At 48.5% G+C, this 19,755-nt stretch carries 20 protein-coding genes; 8 read left to right on the top strand and 12 right to left on the bottom strand.

Annotation, left to right across the window (positions count from 1 at the left end; all coding sequences use genetic code 11):
• Window positions 1-223: 223 nt before the first annotated feature.
• The 4 genes from gloB to AACT35_RS09665 form a co-directional block, all read right to left on the bottom strand.
• Window positions 224-1,003: a hydroxyacylglutathione hydrolase gene (gene gloB, locus AACT35_RS09680; RefSeq protein ID WP_099240783.1), complete on the bottom strand. Its 780-nt coding sequence runs from the start codon at window positions 1,001-1,003 to the stop codon at window positions 224-226.
• A 70-nt stretch (window positions 1,004-1,073) separates the two neighbouring features.
• Window positions 1,074-1,988 (bottom strand): branched-chain amino acid transaminase, encoded by a 915-nt coding sequence (locus tag AACT35_RS09675; RefSeq protein WP_099240781.1) that lies wholly within the window; start codon window positions 1,986-1,988, stop codon window positions 1,074-1,076.
• A gap of 61 nt (window positions 1,989-2,049) precedes the next feature.
• Window positions 2,050-3,852: a M61 family metallopeptidase gene (locus AACT35_RS09670; RefSeq protein WP_099240778.1), complete on the bottom strand. Its 1,803-nt coding sequence runs from the start codon at window positions 3,850-3,852 to the stop codon at window positions 2,050-2,052.
• A 16-nt stretch (window positions 3,853-3,868) separates the two neighbouring features.
• The gene (locus tag AACT35_RS09665) at window positions 3,869-4,549 is read right to left on the bottom strand and encodes a Crp/Fnr family transcriptional regulator (protein ID WP_099240776.1); all 681 of its coding nucleotides are present in this window, start codon (window positions 4,547-4,549) and stop codon (window positions 3,869-3,871) included.
• 241 nt (window positions 4,550-4,790) lie between these two features.
• Between AACT35_RS09665 and pap the strand changes: the two genes are divergently transcribed.
• On the top strand, window positions 4,791-6,302 hold the full coding sequence (gene pap / locus AACT35_RS09660; protein WP_099240774.1) for a polyphosphate:AMP phosphotransferase: 1,512 nt from the start codon (window positions 4,791-4,793) through the stop codon (window positions 6,300-6,302).
• 94 nt (window positions 6,303-6,396) lie between these two features.
• Here the strand turns inward: pap and AACT35_RS09655 are convergent, their stop codons facing one another.
• Window positions 6,397-7,035 carry a DUF3386 domain-containing protein gene (locus AACT35_RS09655; protein ID WP_012307469.1) on the bottom strand — a complete coding sequence of 213 codons (639 nt, stop codon included), beginning with the start codon at window positions 7,033-7,035 and terminating at the stop codon, window positions 6,397-6,399.
• A gap of 239 nt (window positions 7,036-7,274) precedes the next feature.
• Between AACT35_RS09655 and AACT35_RS09650 the strand changes: the two genes are divergently transcribed.
• Window positions 7,275-8,120 carry a DMT family transporter gene (locus tag AACT35_RS09650; RefSeq protein WP_030006400.1) on the top strand — a complete coding sequence of 282 codons (846 nt, stop codon included), beginning with the start codon at window positions 7,275-7,277 and terminating at the stop codon, window positions 8,118-8,120.
• Here AACT35_RS09650 and recG read toward each other — a convergent pair.
• Window positions 8,117-10,585, bottom strand: a complete 2,469-nt coding sequence (gene recG, locus AACT35_RS09645) for an ATP-dependent DNA helicase RecG (protein ID WP_099240867.1) — start codon at window positions 10,583-10,585, stop codon at window positions 8,117-8,119. The two genes, AACT35_RS09650 and recG, sit on opposite strands and share 4 nt — an antisense overlap.
• A 64-nt stretch (window positions 10,586-10,649) precedes the next feature.
• Between recG and AACT35_RS09640 the strand changes: the two genes are divergently transcribed.
• The 3 genes from AACT35_RS09640 to AACT35_RS09630 all read left to right on the top strand — a co-directional run bounded on the left by AACT35_RS09640 (window position 10,650) and on the right by AACT35_RS09630 (window position 12,907).
• Window positions 10,650-10,973, top strand: a complete 324-nt coding sequence (locus tag AACT35_RS09640; protein WP_256376226.1) for a Uma2 family endonuclease — start codon at window positions 10,650-10,652, stop codon at window positions 10,971-10,973.
• 71 nt (window positions 10,974-11,044) lie between these two features.
• Complete coding sequence (locus tag AACT35_RS09635; protein ID WP_099240772.1) at window positions 11,045-11,665, top strand: YqiA/YcfP family alpha/beta fold hydrolase; 621 nt, start codon at window positions 11,045-11,047, stop codon at window positions 11,663-11,665.
• 3 nt (window positions 11,666-11,668) lie between these two features.
• On the top strand, window positions 11,669-12,907 hold the full coding sequence (locus tag AACT35_RS09630) for a lipid-A-disaccharide synthase-related protein (protein ID WP_099240770.1): 1,239 nt from the start codon (window positions 11,669-11,671) through the stop codon (window positions 12,905-12,907).
• 19 nt (window positions 12,908-12,926) lie between these two features.
• Here the strand turns inward: AACT35_RS09630 and AACT35_RS09625 are convergent, their stop codons facing one another.
• Window positions 12,927-13,310, bottom strand: coding sequence for a DUF309 domain-containing protein (locus AACT35_RS09625; protein WP_030006396.1), 384 nt, complete (start codon window positions 13,308-13,310; stop codon window positions 12,927-12,929).
• Between the two features lie 5 nt (window positions 13,311-13,315).
• Entirely contained in the window at window positions 13,316-13,675 is a 360-nt protein-coding gene (locus AACT35_RS09620; RefSeq protein WP_012307462.1) for a ferredoxin-thioredoxin reductase catalytic domain-containing protein, read from the bottom strand.
• Between the two features lie 279 nt (window positions 13,676-13,954).
• Here AACT35_RS09620 and AACT35_RS09615 point away from each other — a divergent pair, with 279 nt between their 5' ends.
• Window positions 13,955-14,233, top strand: coding sequence for a DUF1816 domain-containing protein (locus AACT35_RS09615; protein ID WP_012307461.1), 279 nt, complete (start codon window positions 13,955-13,957; stop codon window positions 14,231-14,233).
• Between the two features lie 93 nt (window positions 14,234-14,326).
• Here the strand turns inward: AACT35_RS09615 and lexA are convergent, their stop codons facing one another.
• Entirely contained in the window at window positions 14,327-14,944 is a 618-nt protein-coding gene (gene lexA, locus AACT35_RS09610; protein ID WP_099240768.1) for a transcriptional repressor LexA, read from the bottom strand.
• A 305-nt stretch (window positions 14,945-15,249) separates the two neighbouring features.
• Here lexA and AACT35_RS09605 point away from each other — a divergent pair, with 305 nt between their 5' ends.
• Window positions 15,250-16,062 carry a class I SAM-dependent methyltransferase gene (locus AACT35_RS09605; protein ID WP_099240766.1) on the top strand — a complete coding sequence of 271 codons (813 nt, stop codon included), beginning with the start codon at window positions 15,250-15,252 and terminating at the stop codon, window positions 16,060-16,062.
• Window positions 16,063-16,115: 53 nt separating this feature from the next.
• Here the strand turns inward: AACT35_RS09605 and clpP are convergent, their stop codons facing one another.
• The 3 genes from clpP to remA form a co-directional block, all read right to left on the bottom strand.
• Entirely contained in the window at window positions 16,116-16,712 is a 597-nt protein-coding gene (gene clpP / locus AACT35_RS09600) for an ATP-dependent Clp endopeptidase proteolytic subunit ClpP (RefSeq protein WP_012307458.1), read from the bottom strand.
• A gap of 78 nt (window positions 16,713-16,790) precedes the next feature.
• Window positions 16,791-17,345, bottom strand: coding sequence for a guanylate kinase (gene gmk / locus AACT35_RS09595; protein WP_099240763.1), 555 nt, complete (start codon window positions 17,343-17,345; stop codon window positions 16,791-16,793).
• A gap of 35 nt (window positions 17,346-17,380) precedes the next feature.
• Entirely contained in the window at window positions 17,381-17,653 is a 273-nt protein-coding gene (gene remA / locus AACT35_RS09590; protein ID WP_012307456.1) for an extracellular matrix/biofilm regulator RemA, read from the bottom strand.
• Window positions 17,654-18,481: 828 nt separating this feature from the next.
• Here remA and AACT35_RS09585 point away from each other — a divergent pair.
• On the top strand, window positions 18,482-19,729 hold the full coding sequence (locus AACT35_RS09585) for a S41 family peptidase (RefSeq protein ID WP_232308884.1): 1,248 nt from the start codon (window positions 18,482-18,484) through the stop codon (window positions 19,727-19,729).
• The last annotated feature ends 26 nt before the right edge of the window (window positions 19,730-19,755 follow it).

Below are 19,755 nucleotides of genomic sequence, written 5' to 3'. Positions count from 1 at the left end.
ATGATTGTGACAAAGAGGATAGGGGAGAAATGTCGTGTGTGATACCTTGCTCCTGATCGGAGGCCCTGGGGTTTACTTTTCAGGAAAAAAGAAGAGAAAACTATAAATTGAGCCTTATTTTAGGGGATTGATCCTCACTGTAAACGGTTTTAGCAAATCCGCAATCGTTCCCCTGGGGTATGGTTGAATTTTTTTATGGAAGTCGCTGCCACCAGTTTAAACTTCAAAAGAGATCCCGTTTGCCGCGCAATTTTGTAAAAACTCGCAGGGGATCTGTTGTCTTTAAGTTAGCTTGCAGTTGGCGATCGCCACAGCGCAAAAAGGGATTTGTCTGTTTTTCTAAAGCTAACACCGTTGGAATGGTCGGTTCCTGGCGTTGTCGTTGGGTCTGCACTTGTTGAAAACGTCTCTGAAGAGCCTCATTTTCTGGATCGACTGTCAAGGAAAATTTAATATTTTTCAGGGTGTACTCATGGGCGCACCAGATATTCGTGTTATCCGGCAAATCACAAATTTGCTGGAGCGAGGCAAAAAGCTGAGCAGGCGTTCCTTCCAAAAGACGACCACAGCCATTGGCAAACAGCGTATCGCCACAAAATAAATCACCACTGTCTTCGGGCTGTAGGGGAGGGAAATAGTAGGCGATGTGACCTTGGGTATGGCCTGGTACAAACAAAATTTCGACGGTGCGATTAAATAAATCTAAGTGATCACCAGCCTTAAGGCTCACCGTTTGGCCTGGAATACGTCCTTTTTGTAAATCTATCTCGCTACCATACACAGCCGCTGCGGGAAAATGACTTAATAGTTGACGATTGCCACCCACATGGTCAGCGTGATGGTGCGTAATCAGAATGGTCTTAAGCGTTAAATCTTCTTTACTTAGATACTCCAGAACAACCTCAGCGTCGCCTGGATCAACAACTGCACAATCCCCTGTAGCTCGATCAACCAAGAGAAAAATATAGTTATCGTTAAAAGCTGGTAAACGAATAATTTCCATGCCGGAATGTCCCCCATGAGTCACTGATGCTGATCATAACAAGGGGGATTTTGTACGCAAAAACGAGTCATTAATCGAGGGAAATTTTATAAACCCACTCCGCAAACTCTGGATCGCGGTTTTCTGTGATTGCCGTTAGTTTTTCTCGCAATTTCTCAGTGATGGGCCGTTCCGTGGGCAAGGTATAGTTTTCGATTCGCTTCACGGGGGTGACTTTGGCCGCCGTCCCACTTAAAAAGACCTCTTCGGCAATTAGAAGCTCTGATTTATCAATGGGGCGTTCGATCACGTCGATACCCAGATGTTTAGCAAGGGTAACGACGCTGTCACGGGTGATGCCTTCGAGAATATCCTGGTCAGAACCAGGGGTGATCAGTTTGCCATCCCGGACAATAAAGACGTTCATCCCAGATGCTTCACAAACTTTCCCTTGGGAGTTCATCAGCAATGCTTCGTCAAATCCAGAGGCGACGGCTTCGGTTTTGGCTAGGGCTGAGGCAATGTAAGCACCGCTAATTTTGCCCCGGAGTGGAAAACTCCGGTCTTCTTGGCGTGTCCAGGAACTGATGCGACAGGCGATCCCGTCGGGGGAAAGGTAATCACCCAGTTCTAAGCCATAGACGAAGAAATCTTTTTCAATGTTGTGGAGACGGGGGGCAATACCTAAATCAGAAGTATAGACAAAGGGGCGAATATAAAAAGATTTTGTGGGCCGATTTTGTTTCACGAAGTCCACAATGACGTGTTCAATTTTGTCAGCCGGGAGATCAAAATGGAGAAATTTTGCGCTGTTGCTGAGACGGCGGCAGTGGCGTTCGAGACGAAATAAAAGAATTTGGTTTGCGTTGGCGGGATCAGGAATACCCCGTAAGCCCCCAAAAGCCCCTGTTCCATAGTGGAGTGCGTGGGTTGCAATGGAAATATTTGCATCAATGAAGGGAACAAATTTTCCTTGGAAATAGGCAGTGGGAAGGAAATTATGCATGGGTTGGGGGCAAACGGTAGGGTGCGAAATGAATTACAGAAAGAACAATGAAGCAAGGAATTTATCTTACCGCACCTGAATCTTTGGGATTCAGCCAGCCCTTGAGGTTTTGCAACTGCTTGGCAGAGGCTTGGGGATTTTTCACGACTTGATAACTGCTCGGTTGGGGGGCAGCGAGGGTGACGGCAAGGGTTTTCAGTTGGTCTTGGTGAAAAATCGTGATCGAAATTGTATCACCTGCTTGGTAGTTCTGAAGGCGATGGTTGAGTTGTTCGGCATTGGTGCGATAGTTGGCGATCGCCAGGAGTTCATCCTCTGGATCAATACCCGCTTGATAGGCCGGGGAATCAACATTGACCGTTTGCACTAGGGTGCGATTGTTTTGGTCGGTGACGGTGAGACCCAGGTAGGGAAGATCTTTGTTGGTGTAGACGGGTTTGATTTGTAGGCCGAAGGTTTCGAGGGCTTCGCCGAGGGGAAGTTCTGCCGTGGTGTGAAGAAATTCGTGGAAAAAGTCGCTCAGGTCAAAGCCCGCCACCTCACTAATTACCTGCTCCACTTGGGCCGGGGTAAAGCCAATTTCTGGTTTGCCAAATTTTTCCCACATGATCCGCAAAACATCATCTAGGGATTTTTGGTTTTGGTGGCGATCGCGGATTTTGAGATCCAGCAGCATCGCCACGAGAGCCCCCTTGAGATAGTAGGACATCTGGTTATTGTTGCTATGGGCTTCGCGGCGGTAGAGCTTAATCCAGGCATCAAAACTCGATTCGGCCAGGGGCTGCACCAAACGCCCAGGGGTGAGGAGGTAGCGGGTGATGTCCTTACTGAGGCTTTCAAGGAAAAAGGCTTTGTCATAGATGCCAGCCCACAAAGGAATGAGCAGATCGTAGTAACTGGTCACACCCTCGGCAAACCAAAGGGAAGGGGTGTAGTTTTCTGTTTCGTAGTCAAAGGTTTCGAGTTCCTTGGGGCGAATGCGCTTCACATTCCAGAGGTGGAAAAATTCGTGGGCCACCAACTGCATAAAGCGGTTGTACTGGTCAGATTTTTGGAAGCCAAACCGGGGATAATTTAAAGAGCAACTTTCTTTATGTTCGAGGCCCCCATAGCCACTGCCAGACAGGTGCAACAAAAACATATATTCGTCGTAGGGCAACTCACCGCCGAAAATTTTGGCTTCGGTCTGGATGATTTTTTTTGTATCGGCGATCGCCTTTTCCGCTTCAAAATTGCCTTCCCCCCAAACGACCCAACGGTGGGGCTTCCCTGCGCAGAGAAATTCATAATTTTCATGGAGACCCACCTCCACAGGACTATCCACCAACACATCAAAATTTTCGACCCAGAAACAATTTTCCTGGTCTTCGATCAGGGGCAAGGTGGTATTTACTTCCCAGGCGATGTGGGGCGGTTCGACGGTCAGGGTGCAAGCTTGGTCTTGGTAGCCCGGAATAAAGCAAAATAAAGCCGCACCGTTGAAATAACCGTGGGTTCCATCGAGGTGATTGGTGCGGACGGTGAGGTCATTGGCAAAAACCCGATAGTGGACTTGGATGTCTGAGGTGTCAGTGGTTTCAACTTGCCAGTGATTTTTCGTCACTTTGCGCCAACTGAGGTCAACACCTGCCGCTGTAGTCGCCCGAAAATCCTGGAGATGGCGGGAATATTCGCGCACCATATAGGAGCCAGGCGTCCATACGGGCATTTTTAGATCCAGCACTGCGGCTTCCCATTGGCTAATGTGAATGGTTACCTCAAACAGGTGGGTTTGGGGTTGGGGCATTGCCACTTGATAGGCGATCGCCACCGTATTTTGCGCGCTTGGGGCTGGCGTTGCCATGGAAGTTGCCGTGTGAACCATCAGAAAAAATTTACTCCTATGCTCGGTTGGCTAAATTTGTCAGTTGCTTAAAGTTGATCAAATGAATGTGACCTTCACCCATTTCGATCCACCCTTTCCCTTCCAGTTTAGACAGAATCATCTCAACTTCTTTCGTGCTGATATCAGCCACATCGGCCAGGTCAGACACCGACAATTGAATGATTTCTAGGCCCTGTTCCGTCGGTTGACCGTAGTTTTCTGCCAGGAGGAGGAGGGTTTTGACTAACTTGAGGGCGGGGGGCTGCTTACGCCAATAGAACCGGGCATTGGCATTACGGAGGCGGCGCACCATGAGTTGCAGCATTTTGTGGTGCAGTTGGGGATCTTTAAACAGTAGCTGAATAAACCGTTGGGCCGAAACGCTAAACAGTTTGACTGGCGAAAGGGCTACCACATCTGTGGAACGGGGTGATTCATCTAGTACTGACATTTCCCCAAAAAAGTCACCTTTGCCCATAATTGCGAGGGTCACAGTTTCACCATCCCCTGTGAGGCGGCGCACTTTAACCCAGCCGGATTCGATGAAATAGACGGCATTACCCCAGGAGTCTTCCATTAAGACGGTGCGTTCTGCGGGATAGTCATGCTCGGTGGTGACAGACAGGAGCCATTCGATGGTTTCGGGGTTTGCGGTGCTAAAGAGGGGGAAAAGCTCGCTAAAAGCTTCAATGTCCATGAAATCTTGCCAGGATGTGCAGAATGAAACAATACAACGAATACAAGGTGATTGGCTGTTAGGCGCTATTTTCGCACGTTTTCTTTTCAGAATAGCTCACTTTCTGGTGAGGTCTAAATGGGGCGATCGCCCTACGGGAAAAGTCAGCCCCCTCACATTACAGTTTTTGTCACGATAACCATGGCGCGGGGTGTCCTTATTCATAATTTGTAGTGAAGCACTCTTGGAATGCAAAAGGCGCGTGTTAAATACCCTTGATCTAAAGCGAACCCTAGCAAAGGACACCTACAAAGAACAATTAGAGGAGTTGATGCAGCAATTGCGGTCTTTGCAAAATGCCTGTTGGCAGCACCAATTACCCGTAACGGTCGTCCTCGAAGGCTGGGCGGCGGCTGGCAAGGGCGCTTTAGTCAAAAAAATGACCAACTACATGGATCCCCGTGGGTTTTCGGTATTACCGATCTTTGAACCCTCAGCCCGTGAGAAGCAATATCCATTCCTTTGGCGCTTTTGGCATAAGCTCCCGGCGAAGGGGAGCATCGCTTTTTTCTACCACAGTTGGTACACTCACGTCCTCGAAGACCGTCTGTTTGAGCGGCTGGATCCGGTGGAAGTGCCCCTGGTGACGCGGGAAATTAATGCTTTTGAGCGGCAGTTAGTGGATGATGGCATGGCGATCGCCAAATTTTGGATTCATCTGTCCCAAAAAGAATTAAAAAAACGCCTCAAAAGTGCCGAAGCCGATGAGTTAGAAGCCTGGCGAGTTCGTCCGGAAGATTGGCAACAAGCGAAAAACTACAAAGAATATCGACACCTCGCGGAGGAAATGTTGATCTACTCCAGCACCGGTGCCGCTCCCTGGATTCTTGTCGAGGGCAACGATTACCGGTGGTCGGAAATCAAGGTGCTCTCCCAATTGGTAGCGACCATTGTCGAAGCCCTAGATCGTCGCAAAATCACTATTCCTGAAGCGGTTCATATTCGTCCCCAGTCCCAACTCCTGCCCACGGAACCGGACTTTCTTGCCAAGGTGGATTTAAGCCTAGAACTAGAAGACAAAGACTACAAAAAACGTCTCCGGGCGGCCCAAATTAAATTACGGCAACTGCAACTCAAGATTCACCAAGAAAAATTACCAGTTCTGCTGTTGTTTGAAGGCTGGGATGCTGCGGGCAAAGGGGGGGCCATTAAACGCTTAACCGATGTCCTCGATCCCCGTAGCTATAAAGTGGATGCCTTTGGTGCGCCTACCGAAGAAGAAAACCGTTACCATTACCTCTGGCGTTTTTCTCGCCATTTACCAGGTATGGGGACGATTGGTATTTTTGACCGCAGTTGGTACGGGCGCGTTTTAGTTGAACGGGTCGAAGGTTTTGCGACGGAGGCGGAATGGAAGCGGGCCTATCGCGAAATCAATGAGTTTGAAGCCCAGCTAATTCATAAGGGTTATGTGCTCGTAAAATTTTGGCTCCACATTGACCCAGATGAACAACTAAAACGCTTTGAGCAACGACAGGACAATATTTTCAAAAAATATAAGCTGACCGACGAAGATTGGCGCAATCGAGAAAAATGGGATCAATATGCAGTAGCCATTAATCAGGCGATCGCCCGCACCAGTACCCCCGCTGCCCCCTGGACGATTGTGCCGGCCAATGACAAACTTTATGCCCGTGTTTTTGTGATTGAGACCGTTATCGAAGCGATTGAGTACAAACTCAAACGTTTGAAAAATGGTGAGGCTATTGTCTAAACCCAAAAAAGCCGTCCCCTCGGAACGGCCTTGTGTTCGCCTGAGATAGATGATCAATGATCACCAGGAGAAAAAATTATGCTCAGCTTCGTCCCTAGAATTGAATATCAGTGAAAGTAAACACTTTTTTATCAACTTCTTGATCGTTTTCTAGGTAGGTGATTTCCCGACGGGTGAGGACATAGTAACCACTAACTTTTTCGAAGCTATCCCGGAAAAGGCTCTTACCCGCTTTGGGTTCTTTGGTGGCCGCATCAAAGTAGACGGAATCATAGCCCAAAGAAAGATAGCCTTCGTCGGTATTGAGCACGTCAAAGGTATTGATGTTAACGATGATGTCGCGGATTTTGCGGTTCACAAAGGTAACAACATTATTTTTGATTTTGTAGGAATTCCCCATGGACGCGCCAGTCACTTGGATTTCCTGGGCTCCATCGGCAAACTTTTCGCCAAATTCAAAGCTATTTTTGCCGTGGCTGTCTTCAAAGGAGCGGCGTACTCGGTGGACAGTGATTTCCCACAGTTGACCTTCGATTTCTTTTTTTGCTGCTTCGGCTTCAATCCCTGTGACCTCAAAGGACATATCGGCTTTGATGGCTACTGTGCCAGTGTAGCTCTGGTCGCCGTGGGTAAAGGTAACGGTGGCAGTAAAGCCGGGAAAATCTTGATCCCAGGTATAGCGGTTTTCGTAGGCGGCCCGAAAGGCATCCTGGGCGGTGAGAGTCTGTGTCATAGTGTGCTCCAGCGCTTGCATGTAATCACTGTTATTTCAACTTTTCTAAGATAACAGGTTCGTTTAAGTACAATCTACTAATAAAAGATTTTTTCAATATTATTGAGAATTTAATTAACTATTTTTGGGCGATCATGTTGTTTTTGATTTTGTCAGGGGCTAGCGCTAGGGGTTGTTGGGGGTTACCTTACATAGGTCGGTCTCTGTGGCCTGTTTTCTACACTGTCTAAAAACCTTTGATGAGTCCTGTACTGCAATTGGCGATCGCCACCCTGATTTTGGGAACCTCCGGCGTCTTTATCAAATTGGCCGCTTTGTCTCCCCTTGTGATGACCTTTTTTCGGGCGGGTATTCCCCTAATCTTCGTCTCAGGTTTATTCCTTTACCGTCGGGAACCTCTTTTTTGGGGCGCAACTCCTTTTTTGTTGCTTATCTCCTTTCTCGATGCCGTGCGGGGACTGTGCTACATCATTGGCTTTAGCTATGCCGACCTCAGCAGCGCTGTGGTTATTCTCTACACCTGGCCCCTATTTACGACCCTATTGAGTTGGATTTTTCTCAAAGAAACAATTCCCCGCCGTAACCTGTGGCTATTGCCTTGCTTCATTTTGGGGATCATCGTTATCTACGCTGATGCGGAAATTAGTCTATCGAGCCGGAGCTTTTTAGGTCTTACCAGCGTTCTCATTGCTGCCGTTTTGGTAGCGTCTACCGTGGTGATGTACAAGGTTAAAGCCGCTGATTTCTCGGTGTATCGGCTGATTTTTTACCAAAACCTCGTGGCTGGCGTCGTTTCCTTTCCTTTTCTGCTGGGAACTCAACCTTGGCCCAACTTATTTCAGTTCACCATGGGAGGGATTTACGGTATTTCCATCGGGATTATTGGTTTTATGCTGTTTTTTTCTGCCCTTAGTAAACTCAAAGCTTCGACCACAGCCCTACTCTGTTATCTCGAAATTTTAAGCACTATTGTCTGTGGCATCGTCTTTTTCCAAGAAGAGCTTTCCGTAAATATTATCCTGGGCGCTTCCCTAATTTTAGGAGGGAGTTTCTGTCTGAAAAAAACCAGCGATGTTGCCCCCTAGGTCAGGACGTCAGCCCCCAACAATTTTTGGTATTTGCGCTGGAGTTCCTGTTGCATCAGGGGATATTGTTCGAGGAGAGGATCGATTTTGAGCAATTGTTCTGCCGCTTGTCGGGCAATAAGTAAAACCTCTTGATCTTCTGTCAGACTGGCTAGGGCAAAATCTGGTAGCCCCGACTGTTTCGTCCCCAGCACTTCCCCCGGCCCCCGCAGGCGTAGATCCATCTCTGAGATAAAAAAACCGTCGGTGGATTGCTCCAACACCCGGAGACGAGTTTGGGAATCAGGATTTTTACTATTGGTGACGAGCAAACAATGGGATTGATGTTGACCCCGACCGACGCGCCCCCGCAACTGGTGCAACTGGGAGAGGCCAAAGCGTTCGGCATTTTCGATCAACATTACCGTCGCATTGGGCACATCAACCCCCACTTCGATCACGGTGGTGGAAACAATAATGTGGTTTTGGTTATCGCGGAAAGCATTGAGGGCGGCGTCTTTTTCCTCGGATTTCATGCGGCCGTGCAGCAGACCCACGTTAAAGCTCTTGAACACTTGCTCAGAAAGCCTTTGGTGTTCGGCGACGGCGGCCTTAGCTTCGAGTTTTTCGGATTCTTCAATTAGCGGAAAGATGACGTAGGCTTGGCGACCCTGGGCTACTTCCCGCTGAATCAGTTCGTAAGCTTTGTGGCGATCGCCTCCTTTGATCACCCGCGTATCAATGGGTTGGCGACCGGGGGGCAGCTCATCAATTTGACTAACATCCAAATCCCCATGGAGGGTGAGGGCCAAACTCCGGGGAATCGGGGTAGCGGTCATGGTGAGGACGTGGGGCGCTTTCCCCTTGGCGAGGAGTTTACCCCGTTGTTGGACGCCGAAGCGGTGTTGTTCGTCGATCACCACCAGACCAAGGTTTTGAAACTGTACCGGATCTTCAATCAGGGCATGGGTGCCGACCAGAACTTTAAGTTCTCCCGTGTTTAGTTGGCTGTGGATCTCCCTGCGTTTTTTCGTTTTTGTCGAACCCGTGAGCAGTTCAACGGGCAGATGGAGCAGGTTAAACCAGCCCACCAATTTCCGGTAATGCTGCTCGGCGAGGACTTCGGTGGGGGCCATGAGAGCGGCTTGGTAGCCGGACTGGATCGCGGCGAGGATTGCAAAGACCGCTACAACGGTTTTTCCGGCACCTACATCTCCCTGGACGAGGCGATTCATCGGCGTTGACTGGGCCAGATCCGCAAGAATTTCAGTGATCACCCGTTGCTGAGCGTTGGTGAGTTGGAAGGGCAGCAGTTTTTCAAAACGTTTAATGAGTTCCCCCTGGGGAATAAACACAGCACTTTTCTGACTGGCTTTTTCCTGTTGCCGCCGTTGGAGGAAACCCAGTTGCAAATAGAAAAATTCATCAAAAACCAGCCGTTGCCGCGCCCGTTGGAGAATTTCGGCATTTTCTGGGAAATGAATATTGGCGATCGCCTCTTGGAGTTTCATCAAGCTGTGTTGCTCCCGAAAAGCAGTGGGAAAAGCATCCTTAAGCTGCGCAATGGCAGGTAGAGAGTTAATGACCACTTTCCGAATTAGGTCGGCGGGGACCCCTTCCGTGAGGGGATAAACCGGGAGAACTCGGCCAATTTTCAGGGATTTAATATCAGCGCCACTGCTGTCGAGCACCTCAATTTCTGGGTTGTCGAGGGTGAGGCCATATTTATTTTTTTTCACCAATCCCGACGCGGCGATCGCCACCCCCTGGGGATATTGCCGTTTCATTTTTTCTTGCCAACCCCGATTACTGTAACGGGTGCCCGCATAGAAACGACTGAGCTTAATGCGGCCACTGCTATCCCGCAGCCAGAGTTCGAAAATACTGAGTTTCTGGTTTTTCGGGCTGGTAAAAATATTGCAACGCACCACATGGCCCACCAGGGTTACCGTTTCTCCCGCTTCTAGGTCGGTGATTTTGACCTGCTTGGCATAGTCGATGTGCTGTCGGGGGTAGTAAAAGAGGGCATCCCGCACCGTCTCTAAACCTAGCTTTGCCAATTGGTTGCTGCGTTTCGGCCCGATGCCTGGCAAATACATCAACGGTTGATCCAGGGAAATTCTCTTGCCATAGGTTGAACTTTTGACGTTACTTTCACAGACCGATTGGGTGCGGGGCAGTTTCGCCTTGGGAGCAATCTGGCTTGGCTGTTCTAGCTCTTGTTTAAGTTGCTGCAAAAAACGCCTCGCCCCAGCTACCAAAAGACGGCGATCGCCTAACGTTGCCATGGGGTAATCGGCAAATTTCTGGGCAAATGCTTGCCACCGGCGCCGCTGATCCGGATCAATGCCTGCCGGGGGAACTGCGCCAAAACTCAGGCAAAGAAATTCACTAAAACGATGCTGATGGCCCTGGAGATCCTGAAAGCCCCGTTCCGCTTCGATGGATAAGGCTTTTTGTAATCGCAAAAAATCCGGCTGATTCATAACACCATAAACAAAAACGTAGGCTAACCCCTCTGCCAACATTAAACCTTATCTGCTAATAAGCTTGTACCGCAATGGAAACGGTAATCACACAGCAAAGGAGATTCAGCATCCCACGGTGATTATAGAAGTCCTTTCTCCCAGCACCGCCAACTATGACCAAAGCCGTAAACTAAAGCTCTATCGGCAAATCCCTAGCCTCCAGGAATATATTTTGATTGATAGTCAACAAACTTCTGTGGCCCTTTACCAGCGGCAATCGGGCCGGATGTGGGGCTACAGCGACTACGGCCCTGACGAAACCTTTTGGCTCCCTAGTATTGAATTTGAATGTGCTGTGGCTGATCTTTATGAAAATGCAATTCTTGAGACTCTTGATGACGAATAGAAAGGCGATCGCCCTTCGCCCAAACACCCAAAATATTAGATGATGGTCTGTGCTGTCCGTTTCCCTGGCTGATGACCCGCACCCTCTATCTCCACGGCTTCGCTTCTAGTCCCCAATCCCGCAAAGCCCAATATTTTGCCGAACATATCCCTGATCTCGTTATTCCCGATCTCAATCAAGACGATTTCAGTGGCTTGACCATTTCCCGACAACTGGCGCAGCTTAAACCCCTGCTCACAGAACCCAGTTACATCATTGGTTCAAGTTTGGGGGGACTGACAGCGGCAATTCTGGCGGAACAATGTCCAGAACTGGTTAAAAAAATTGTTTTACTGGCCCCGGCTTTCCAATTCACCACCAATTGGCGTCGTCGCTTAGGCGAAACCACCATCGCAGAATGGCAAAAAGAAATCTATCGTCCGGTGTTTCACTACAGCTATCAGCGGGAAATCCCTCTCCACTATAACTTTTTTCAAGATGCAGAAACTTACGCAAATTATTCGTTTAAAAATACAATATCAACGTTAATTCTCCACGGCATTCATGACGAAACAGTACCTATCCAAGTAAGCGAAGATTATTGTAAAGATCGACCCTGGACAACGTTGATTTCCCTCGACAGCGACCACAGTTTAGGTAATTGCTTAGACACGCTTGTACAAGAAACAAAACAGTTTTTATTTGGGGGTTAACCGATGCGGATTTTATGTCTCAGTAATGGCCACGGAGAAGATGTGATCGCCGTCCAAATCCTCAGCGCCATCCAAGCCCAAAACCCAGAGGTGAGCCTCGCCGCGTTACCTATTGTTGGCACAGGTCATGCCTACCAAAAATTAGATATACCAATCATTGGTCGTACCCAGCAAATGCCTTCCGGGGGCTTTGTTTATATGGATAATCGGCAATTAATGCGGGATCTTAAAGGGGGTTTACTGCAGCTCACTTGGCAACAATATCAGGCTGTGAAACGGTGGAAAAATCAAGGAAAAGAAAAGTCCTTAATTCTTGCGGTGGGTGATATTGTCCCGCTCATTTTTGCTTGGCTCAGTGGTTGCCGATATGCTTTTGTGGGGACAGCAAAGTCAGAATATTATTTGCGCGATCGCCAGGGAAATTGGCTCCCGAAAACCTCTGCCCTTGAAAAGTGGTTTGGGTCAGTTTATTTGCCCTGGGAACGGTGGCTGCTCAGTCGGAAAAATTGTGTCACTGTCTATCCACGCGATCGCCTCACCACCGATGTTTTAACAACCTACAAGATTCCCGCCGTAAATTTAGGCAATCCCATGATGGATGGCCTCGAACCTCCTGAAAATTTGCCCCAGAAGGAAACAAAACAAACTTTGACCTTTGTCTTGCTGCCCGGTTCGCGCCCCCCGGAAGCCCTGCACAATTGGCAGAAAATTCTCCAGGCCGCACAATTATTTGTGGAAAAGTACCAGGCGGTGAATTTTATTGCGGCGATCGCCCCTAGTCTCGACCCAGGAGAATTCTTCGACTGTTTGTCCTCTTTAGGTTGGCAAAAACTCGATTCCCAGCCCGCTGAACTCACGTTTGGTGATCCTGAAGCCCAGGTTTTCCGGCAAAATAAAGCCCGGTTGGCTTTTACCCAACATCGCTATGCTGAAAGTTTGCACTGTGCTGATTTGGCGATCGCCATGGCGGGTACGGCCACCGAACAATTTGTTGGCCTTGGAAAGCCTGCTTTGACCATCGTCGGTGCTGGCCCCCAATTTACCCCGGCCTTCGCTGAGGCCCAAACCCGGCTCCTGGGAGAATCCATGCTTCTTTGTTCTAGCCCCAAAGCCGTTCCTGATAAAGTAGATTTTCTGCTGAGTCATCCTGATTTACTCCAGGCGATCGCCATCAACGGCCAGGAACGCATGGGTACGGCTGGGGCGGCCCACCGTATCGCTAGTCATCTTTTGGCACTTTAATATTTAGAGAAGAAACAACCTAAACGGGATTGAGGCGTGGGAAACGATTCTCTGCTTGGAGCGCCTGATAAAAAGTTGTCACCTCTGCCATGGGCAACTGTTGCAAACTGGCGAGCAGCACCTCTCCCTGCTGAATAAAGTCCACGAGATTCAGGCCACCATAAACTTCTTCTTCCGTCTGGCGGAGGCGACGTAGCCCTTCTCCCATGAGAATTGTCGCGCCCCTGAGATTATCATTACTGAGGTGATAACAAGCCACGGCAATTTGCAAAATACCTTGGTAAAGAGACTTTTCTGGCTCCATAGCCTCAAACCACAGAGCCTCAAGGGTATCGTGGCACGCATAAAACTGTTGAGTATTTAGTTGCTCTACCCCCACGAAAAAAGTCTCTGGAATTGTCATCGGCTCTATCCTTTCATGCTCGCCGCTACTTCTTTGACGTAATCCAGTTCAATTTCCTGCTTATCGCCAGCGAAGTCGTTGTCTTCGGTGATAAAGAGCATACAGTGACAATCATTACGCTCCCGCATGGGGACACAGGGGCAGTTCCAAAAGGCATTGTCAACTTCCGCTTTTTTGTCTTCGTAATGGCGACAGGGACAGAGGGGCGCACCCAATTCTTCTTTATGTTTAGCGAGGCCTTCGATCACAACTGCCGTTACCGAAGGATCGACACAAAAATAGGTGCCTGTGCGTTGGGCATATTTTTCGGCAAAGTTTTTCATCAACTCTAAAGCCTTGTCGGAAGCATTGTTCTCAGCAGTCATCGCGGTATTTTCTGGTGTATGGGACTGTTTATACGATAGTACGCTTTCGTGAATTTCCTCAACTGCTTGGGGTCTGTGCCCTGGAAACTTCGCTAGCATTTAAGGAGTCATATTATTCAGCGGGCGATCGCCTGGGAGAATTTTTCAACCAAAAGTCTCCTCGTCCAGTGCCTAGCAACAAATATTGGCGAAAACCATTGATTTCTGGTCGAAATTGCGAAATTTGTCTGCTGAAGCATCTACATAAATATTGACTTTTGCTGTAGTGAGGTTTGAACAATGACTGGTTTAATTATTTTTGCGGTTTATTCCCTAGCCCTGGGTTCTGTATTTTATTATCTCAACCAACCCTATAACCGCGATTGGTGGCTCAAAGTGACTACCATGAATCCATTTTGTGTCTACTACTTTGGCCCTTTTTCCAGTGAAAAAATAGCCCGCTGTCATCTGGCGGGTTACCAAGAAGACTTGGAACGAGAACAGGCCACAATTACCCAGGTTGTTTTAAATCAAACGATGCCCCCGGCACAACTGACCATTTGTCCGGAAGAAGCATAAATAACAAAGATTAACAGTAACCTGAATGAATATCTCTGCGAGTCAAATAATTCAGGGGTTGTACTTTCTATTTCTATTGAAGTTTATCGTCGCCTATTGGCCGTAGCCGCGCCAAACTCCCACTAAAACCCCCTGTAAATCGACATTCAGCGCATCGGTTTTTATTTCGTCATACTTGGGGTTTGCTGGCTTAAGAACAACTTTTTTTCCTTCCCGATAAAAGTGCTTTAGGGTTGTGCCGTCCCCTGTCACACGCGCCGCAACAATGGTGCCATTTTTAACACGGTCTGGATCAAATACTTTTTGCATGATCGCGTAGTCCCCTTCGGTAATGAGGGCCTCAATCATGCTGTCACCGGTGACTTTGAGGGCATAACAATTGGGTTGGTTGACGACTTGATTGAGGATTAGGGTCTCACTTTGGTCATCCGTAAAAGGTTCAACCAGGCCACCAGCGGTAATTGTCCCCAGAATCGGCAGACCTTCTCGCTGTTGTTGGGGGCGCAAAATCTTGAGAGTACGGGCTTTGCCATCGATCCAGTCGATGTATTTTTTCTTGCGCAGTCGTTCTAAACGGCTTTGGATTGGTGCTGGCGATCGCAAATTCATCGCAACCATCATCTGGCGAATGGATGGGGCATGTTGGTTTGTCTGGATGTAGTAAACAAGCCAATCGTAGAGTTCTTGTTGGGCGACGGTTAATTTTTGCATAATCAAAAAATTGCGCCAGTGCCGCGAGCTTAATCACTTTCAAGGGACAAGCCACAGGCGTGAAGGCGTTGAATGTTTATGGTGCCATGGTACAAAACACATGATCTTAAGATGATTTGTACTAAACTATGTTCCCAATGGCAACAACTTCACGGCCAATCTGTAATATTTTTTGAGCTTTATCGCGTTTGATCTCCCTCGCAACCCTGACTTGAATCTGCCAAAAACAAGCCACAATGACAGAGAAAGGGTGATTAAGTGCGTTAGATTGTTGAGCAGGCATATTTTGGGTAGAAAATAAGGATATGGCTGAATATATCCACGGGTATGATCCAGAGGAACAACAACGTCTTGTTGATCAAGCACGCTACTGGGGCGATCGCCTGTTGTTAAAAGATCTCGCATTTGACCCCAAGGCGAAAATTTTAGACATCGGTTGCGGCGTCGGCGCTGTCCTTGGGATCATCGGTGAAAAGTTTCCCACCCTAACCTTTGCGGGTATCGATCACCAACCCCGTCAAATTGCCTATGCCACAGAATATTTACGTCGCCTGGGGTTCAAGACTGACCTCCAGGTGGGGGATGCCTACGCTTTGCCCTGGGCAGAAAATACCTTTGATTTTGCCCTGACCGTGTGGCTCCTGGAGCACGTACCCGATCCAGCGGGAATTATTGCTGAAGCGTTGCGGGTTTTACGACCAGGGGGCAAAATTTGCCTAACAGAAACCGATTACCAAAATCTTTTAATCTATCCGCCCCATCCTGATTTTGACTATTTTCAGCAGGCTCTTTGTGAATTATTTCAAGTTGCAGACGGCAATCCCTATGTTGGTCGTAGCTTAGGGGGATATTTAGAACAGGCGGGCTTTACTGGGATTAAAAATGAGGCGATCGCCGTTCATCATTGGCACAGTCCTCAAAATCAAGATCTAAAAGGCTTAGTCGATCATCTCGACACCTGGATCAAACTGATGATCCCCCAGATGGTGGAGAAATTAGGCAGAAATCAAGACCGCCTCGAAAACGGCTTGGCCCACTTCCGCCAAGTGCCGCAACATCCCCACGGCGCAATTACCCTGACCATTTATCGCGCCACAGGTGACAAACCCTCACCATAAAAAAATCCCCCTAGGAATAGGAGGATGATCGATCATTCACCACAGAAAAAAATCTAAGCTGGATTTGTGGCCGAAGGACTTCTCTCAATGACCTGATCAATGAGGCCATAATCCTTTGCTTCTGCCGCAGACATGAAGAAATCGCGGTCTGTATCAATCTCAATCTTTTCTAAAGGTTGGCCTGTGTGGTCAGCCAGGTGTTGATTGAGCTTGCCTTTGAGATAAAGAATTTCTTTGGCTTGAATTTCAATATCCGTCGCCTGACCCTGGGCACCGCCTAGGGGTTGGTGAATCATAATCCGGGAGTTGGGTAAGCTCATGCGCTTCCCTTTGGCCCCAGCACTCAGCAGAAACGCCCCCATACTGGCCGCTAGACCAATACAGATCGTACAAACATCCGGACGCACTTGGTTCATCGTATCGAAGATCCCCATGCCGGCTGAGACAGAACCCCCCGGAGAATTGATGTAGAGGTAAATATCCTTTTCGGGATCATCGGCTTCGAGGAATAACAACTGTGCCACGATGAGATTGGCAATTTCGTCGTTGACTTGGGTGCCGAGGAACACAATGCGTTCCCGGAGTAGACGAGAGTAAATATCAAAGGCACGTTCGCCCCGACCAGAACTTTCGATAACGGTTGGAATCATGGGGTCTGTAAGCTCGTTGTTGTTTATGTCTTATTTGTTTGATTGTAATGGATTCAGTTGGCAGCGGTGGCGTTTCGGCTAGCTGAAAATCACTTTTTCGAGTTCTGTTAAGGCTGTTTCTAGGTCGTCATTGACAATTTCATGGTCGAACTCGTGGCTCATGGCCAGTTCTTCTTTTGCCCGGACGAGCCGTTTGGCGATCGCCGCTTCTGGATCATTACCCCGTCCCCGCAGCCGTTGTTCTAACTCTTCAAAGGACGGTGGCAAAATAAAGATTCTGAGGGCATCTGCATAGATTTCTTTAACTTGGTTGGCCCCAATGACCTCGATTTCGAGGATGACAAAGTTTCCCTGTTGAATTTGTGTTTTCACCGGAGGCAGAGGGGTGCCATAGTAATTTCCCGCATACTCGGCCCATTCGAGGAGCTCCCCCGTAGCAATCATCGCCTCAAATTGTTCACGGGTTTTGAAAAAATAGTCTTGCCCATCCACTTCTCCGGGGCGGGACTGACGGGTTGTTGCTGAGATCGAGAGAAATAAATTTTGGTGGCGCGGCAGTAAAGAACGAACTAAAGTTCCTTTACCAACACCACTTGGCCCTGTGAGGACAATTAATTTTCCGGGGGTGGTCATGGATTCGACGGCGACGGGAGATGATAACTCAACCGTTAAACTTTGGTCATCGCCATGGCGGGATCTTTTTGCACAACAAAGCGATGGGCCACTGTCTCTGGTTGGATCGCTGATAGTACCACATGGCTGGAATCTGTAATAATCACTGCTCGGGTACGTCTACCATAGGTGGCATCAATTAATTGGCCGCGATCGCGAGCATCGCTAATGATCCGTTTGATCGGTGCAGACTCAGGACTCACAATCGCAATGACACGATTGGCAGAGACAATATTACCGAAACCGATATTAATTAATTGTATTTCCATAGGTCGCTTGAGCTTTCACTAGCAGCAGCCAGTTAAGGTTACAGATGGTTGATCGAGCACTTATAACTCAAGTCCAATGGTAGCGAGAAAAAATCGGAGATACAACGATTTAAGGGCAAAAATAATATAAATTTCTTGATTTTTACAGTTGTTTACCCATGGGACGAAAAATCTCGCCTATCTTAAAGCAAAAGCACCATTCTTGCCCTACATTGCATAGATTTATTACGGAGATCTAGCTTCTCCGCAGATTCATTAGTCGGGATGGCAACGCGGTATCTCTTGATCCCTAAGATGCTCAGCGGCAGATAGCAACAGAATCATCTCGGCTTCTGTGGAATAGCAGATCACCACCCCAGCATAATTGCTGAAAATGGGGGCTAATTGTTGGAGTAATTGGGATACAGATGTCCCATGGCTTCAGCGACCCTTTAAGCCCTTTGTAAGAATGTGCTGTCGTACCCGATAAAAGCAAAACTGAATTGATTACAATGGAGGGCAACCGCACAAGATTCGGTCGAGTCAATCTTCCCTCTAAGCTGATCTAAAAGCGTTCGAGACTTGCAAGTTTCTCACCCACGGCGTTTTTAGGGTCAAGCCCAGGGGGTTCCAGGGGACTTTTTCCAACCGTTTTTCCGGTGGGGAAGTCAGAAGGAAAGTAGATTGTTGACTTTGACCTGTCCCAATGGGGTGATTTGCGCCATTCTTCCCCCCTTTTTTCTTCGCCTTCAGATCTCCATGAAAAAGATTGCTCTGTCTTTGCCTCGTTGCCCAGATACTTTTGTAAAGGGTGCTCTCAGAACGTTATCTGTTTTAGTTTTGTTGACTGTGCCCAGTTTGTCTCGTCCGGCGATCGCCGCGATGGAAGATAGTCCGAAAGCCATCGTTGATGAAATGTGGCAGATCGTCTACACAGAATCCGTTGCCAAAAATTTTGAGCCGGAATCTTGGCTAAAACTCCGCGAAGATTTATTAAGCCAGAACTACGATACCTATGACACGGCCTATCGTCAAATTCGTGGTGCCCTCAGAACCTTGGGAGACCCCTACACGCGATTCCTTGATCCAGAGGAGTTTGAAACCCTAACCAGCCAAACCACCGGCGAACTATCTGGCATTGGCATCCGCATGGAAATTAATGCAGAAACTGGGATCTTGACGGTGGTCGATGTCCTCCCGGATTCTCCAGCAGAGGCGGCGGGAGTCCAAGCAGAAGATCAGATTATGCAGATCGATGGTCAGGTGACCGCTCTTTTGAGCCTAGAGCAGTCTTCGGAACTGATTCGGGGCCTAGAAGGGACTGAAGTGAATTTAAAAATTCGTCGCCGCGACCAGTCTTCCCTAGATCTTGCGATTACGCGAGCAAAAATTGAATTGGCCACGGTGAACTACGGGGTACAAACCATCGGGGACGAAAAAGTTGGCTACATTCGCCTTGATGAGTTTAGTTCCCATGCCGCTGAGCAAATGTATAACGCGATCCAGGATCTAAAGGCGGAAACGGTTACGGGTTTTGTACTGGATCTCCGGGGAAATCCTGGGGGCTTACTCTACTCCAGCGTTGATATTGCCCGGATGTGGATGGAAGAAGGGGCAATCGTTCGCACAGTGGATCGCAAAGGGGGCGATCGCCAATTTAGCGCCAACCAAACAGCGATTACCGATTTACCCCTCGTCGTGCTTGTGGATGAAAACTCTGCCAGTGCCAGCGAAATCTTAGCGGCGGCCCTCAAGGACAACCAACGGGCAACCCTGGTGGGGACTCGCACCTACGGCAAGGGCACCGTCCAATCAGTCCATGAATTATCCAACGGTGCGGGCCTGGCAGTCACAATCTCCCGGTACTATCCCCCCAGTGGCATGAGTATCAATATGAATGGGGTTAGTCCTGACATTACCGTAGAACTAGATAATGAACAGTTCACGCAACTGCGTCTCGATCCGAGTTTGATCGGGACGAGTGCTGATCCCCAGTTTCTCAAGGCAGTCAATATTCTCCAGAACCAGCGCCTTAGTGAAACTCCAGGCAAACAAGCCCCCCTCAGCGCCCGCTCGTCTGGTGCCATCTCTAATTAAGCACCTCCCGCCGCTTTGATCGTCTG

The sequence above is a fragment of the Synechococcus sp. BDU 130192 genome (assembly GCF_963876085.1).
Taxonomy (GTDB): Bacteria; Cyanobacteriota; Cyanobacteriia; order Cyanobacteriales; family MRBY01; genus MRBY01.
This window is presented reverse-complemented; position numbering and strand designations above follow the sequence as displayed.

What these genes read in the sequence shown, in the direction of transcription:
- AACT35_RS09655 (WP_012307469.1), bottom strand. Translation starts at nt 7,035, where the DNA reads ATGACACAGACTCTCACCGCCCAGGATGCCTTTCGGGCCGCCTACGAA.
- lexA (WP_099240768.1), bottom strand. Translation starts at nt 14,944, where the DNA reads ATGCAAAAATTAACCGTCGCCCAACAAGAACTCTACGATTGGCTTGTT.
- AACT35_RS09630 (WP_099240770.1), top strand. Translation starts at nt 11,669, where the DNA reads ATGCGGATTTTATGTCTCAGTAATGGCCACGGAGAAGATGTGATCGCC.
- remA (WP_012307456.1), bottom strand. Translation starts at nt 17,653, where the DNA reads ATGGAAATACAATTAATTAATATCGGTTTCGGTAATATTGTCTCTGCC.
- AACT35_RS09670 (WP_099240778.1), bottom strand. Translation starts at nt 3,852, where the DNA reads ATGGTTCACACGGCAACTTCCATGGCAACGCCAGCCCCAAGCGCGCAA.
- AACT35_RS09625 (WP_030006396.1), bottom strand. Translation starts at nt 13,310, where the DNA reads ATGACAATTCCAGAGACTTTTTTCGTGGGGGTAGAGCAACTAAATACT.
- AACT35_RS09665 (WP_099240776.1), bottom strand. Translation starts at nt 4,549, where the DNA reads ATGGACATTGAAGCTTTTAGCGAGCTTTTCCCCCTCTTTAGCACCGCA.
- gloB (WP_099240783.1), bottom strand. Translation starts at nt 1,003, where the DNA reads ATGGAAATTATTCGTTTACCAGCTTTTAACGATAACTATATTTTTCTC.
- recG (WP_099240867.1), bottom strand. Translation starts at nt 10,585, where the DNA reads ATGAATCAGCCGGATTTTTTGCGATTACAAAAAGCCTTATCCATCGAA.
- AACT35_RS09615 (WP_012307461.1), top strand. Translation starts at nt 13,955, where the DNA reads ATGACTGGTTTAATTATTTTTGCGGTTTATTCCCTAGCCCTGGGTTCT.
- AACT35_RS09605 (WP_099240766.1), top strand. Translation starts at nt 15,250, where the DNA reads ATGGCTGAATATATCCACGGGTATGATCCAGAGGAACAACAACGTCTT.
- gmk (WP_099240763.1), bottom strand. Translation starts at nt 17,345, where the DNA reads ATGACCACCCCCGGAAAATTAATTGTCCTCACAGGGCCAAGTGGTGTT.
- AACT35_RS09675 (WP_099240781.1), bottom strand. Translation starts at nt 1,988, where the DNA reads ATGCATAATTTCCTTCCCACTGCCTATTTCCAAGGAAAATTTGTTCCC.
- AACT35_RS09635 (WP_099240772.1), top strand. Translation starts at nt 11,045, where the DNA reads ATGACCCGCACCCTCTATCTCCACGGCTTCGCTTCTAGTCCCCAATCC.
- clpP (WP_012307458.1), bottom strand. Translation starts at nt 16,712, where the DNA reads ATGATTCCAACCGTTATCGAAAGTTCTGGTCGGGGCGAACGTGCCTTT.
- AACT35_RS09620 (WP_012307462.1), bottom strand. Translation starts at nt 13,675, where the DNA reads ATGACTGCTGAGAACAATGCTTCCGACAAGGCTTTAGAGTTGATGAAA.
- AACT35_RS09650 (WP_030006400.1), top strand. Translation starts at nt 7,275, where the DNA reads ATGAGTCCTGTACTGCAATTGGCGATCGCCACCCTGATTTTGGGAACC.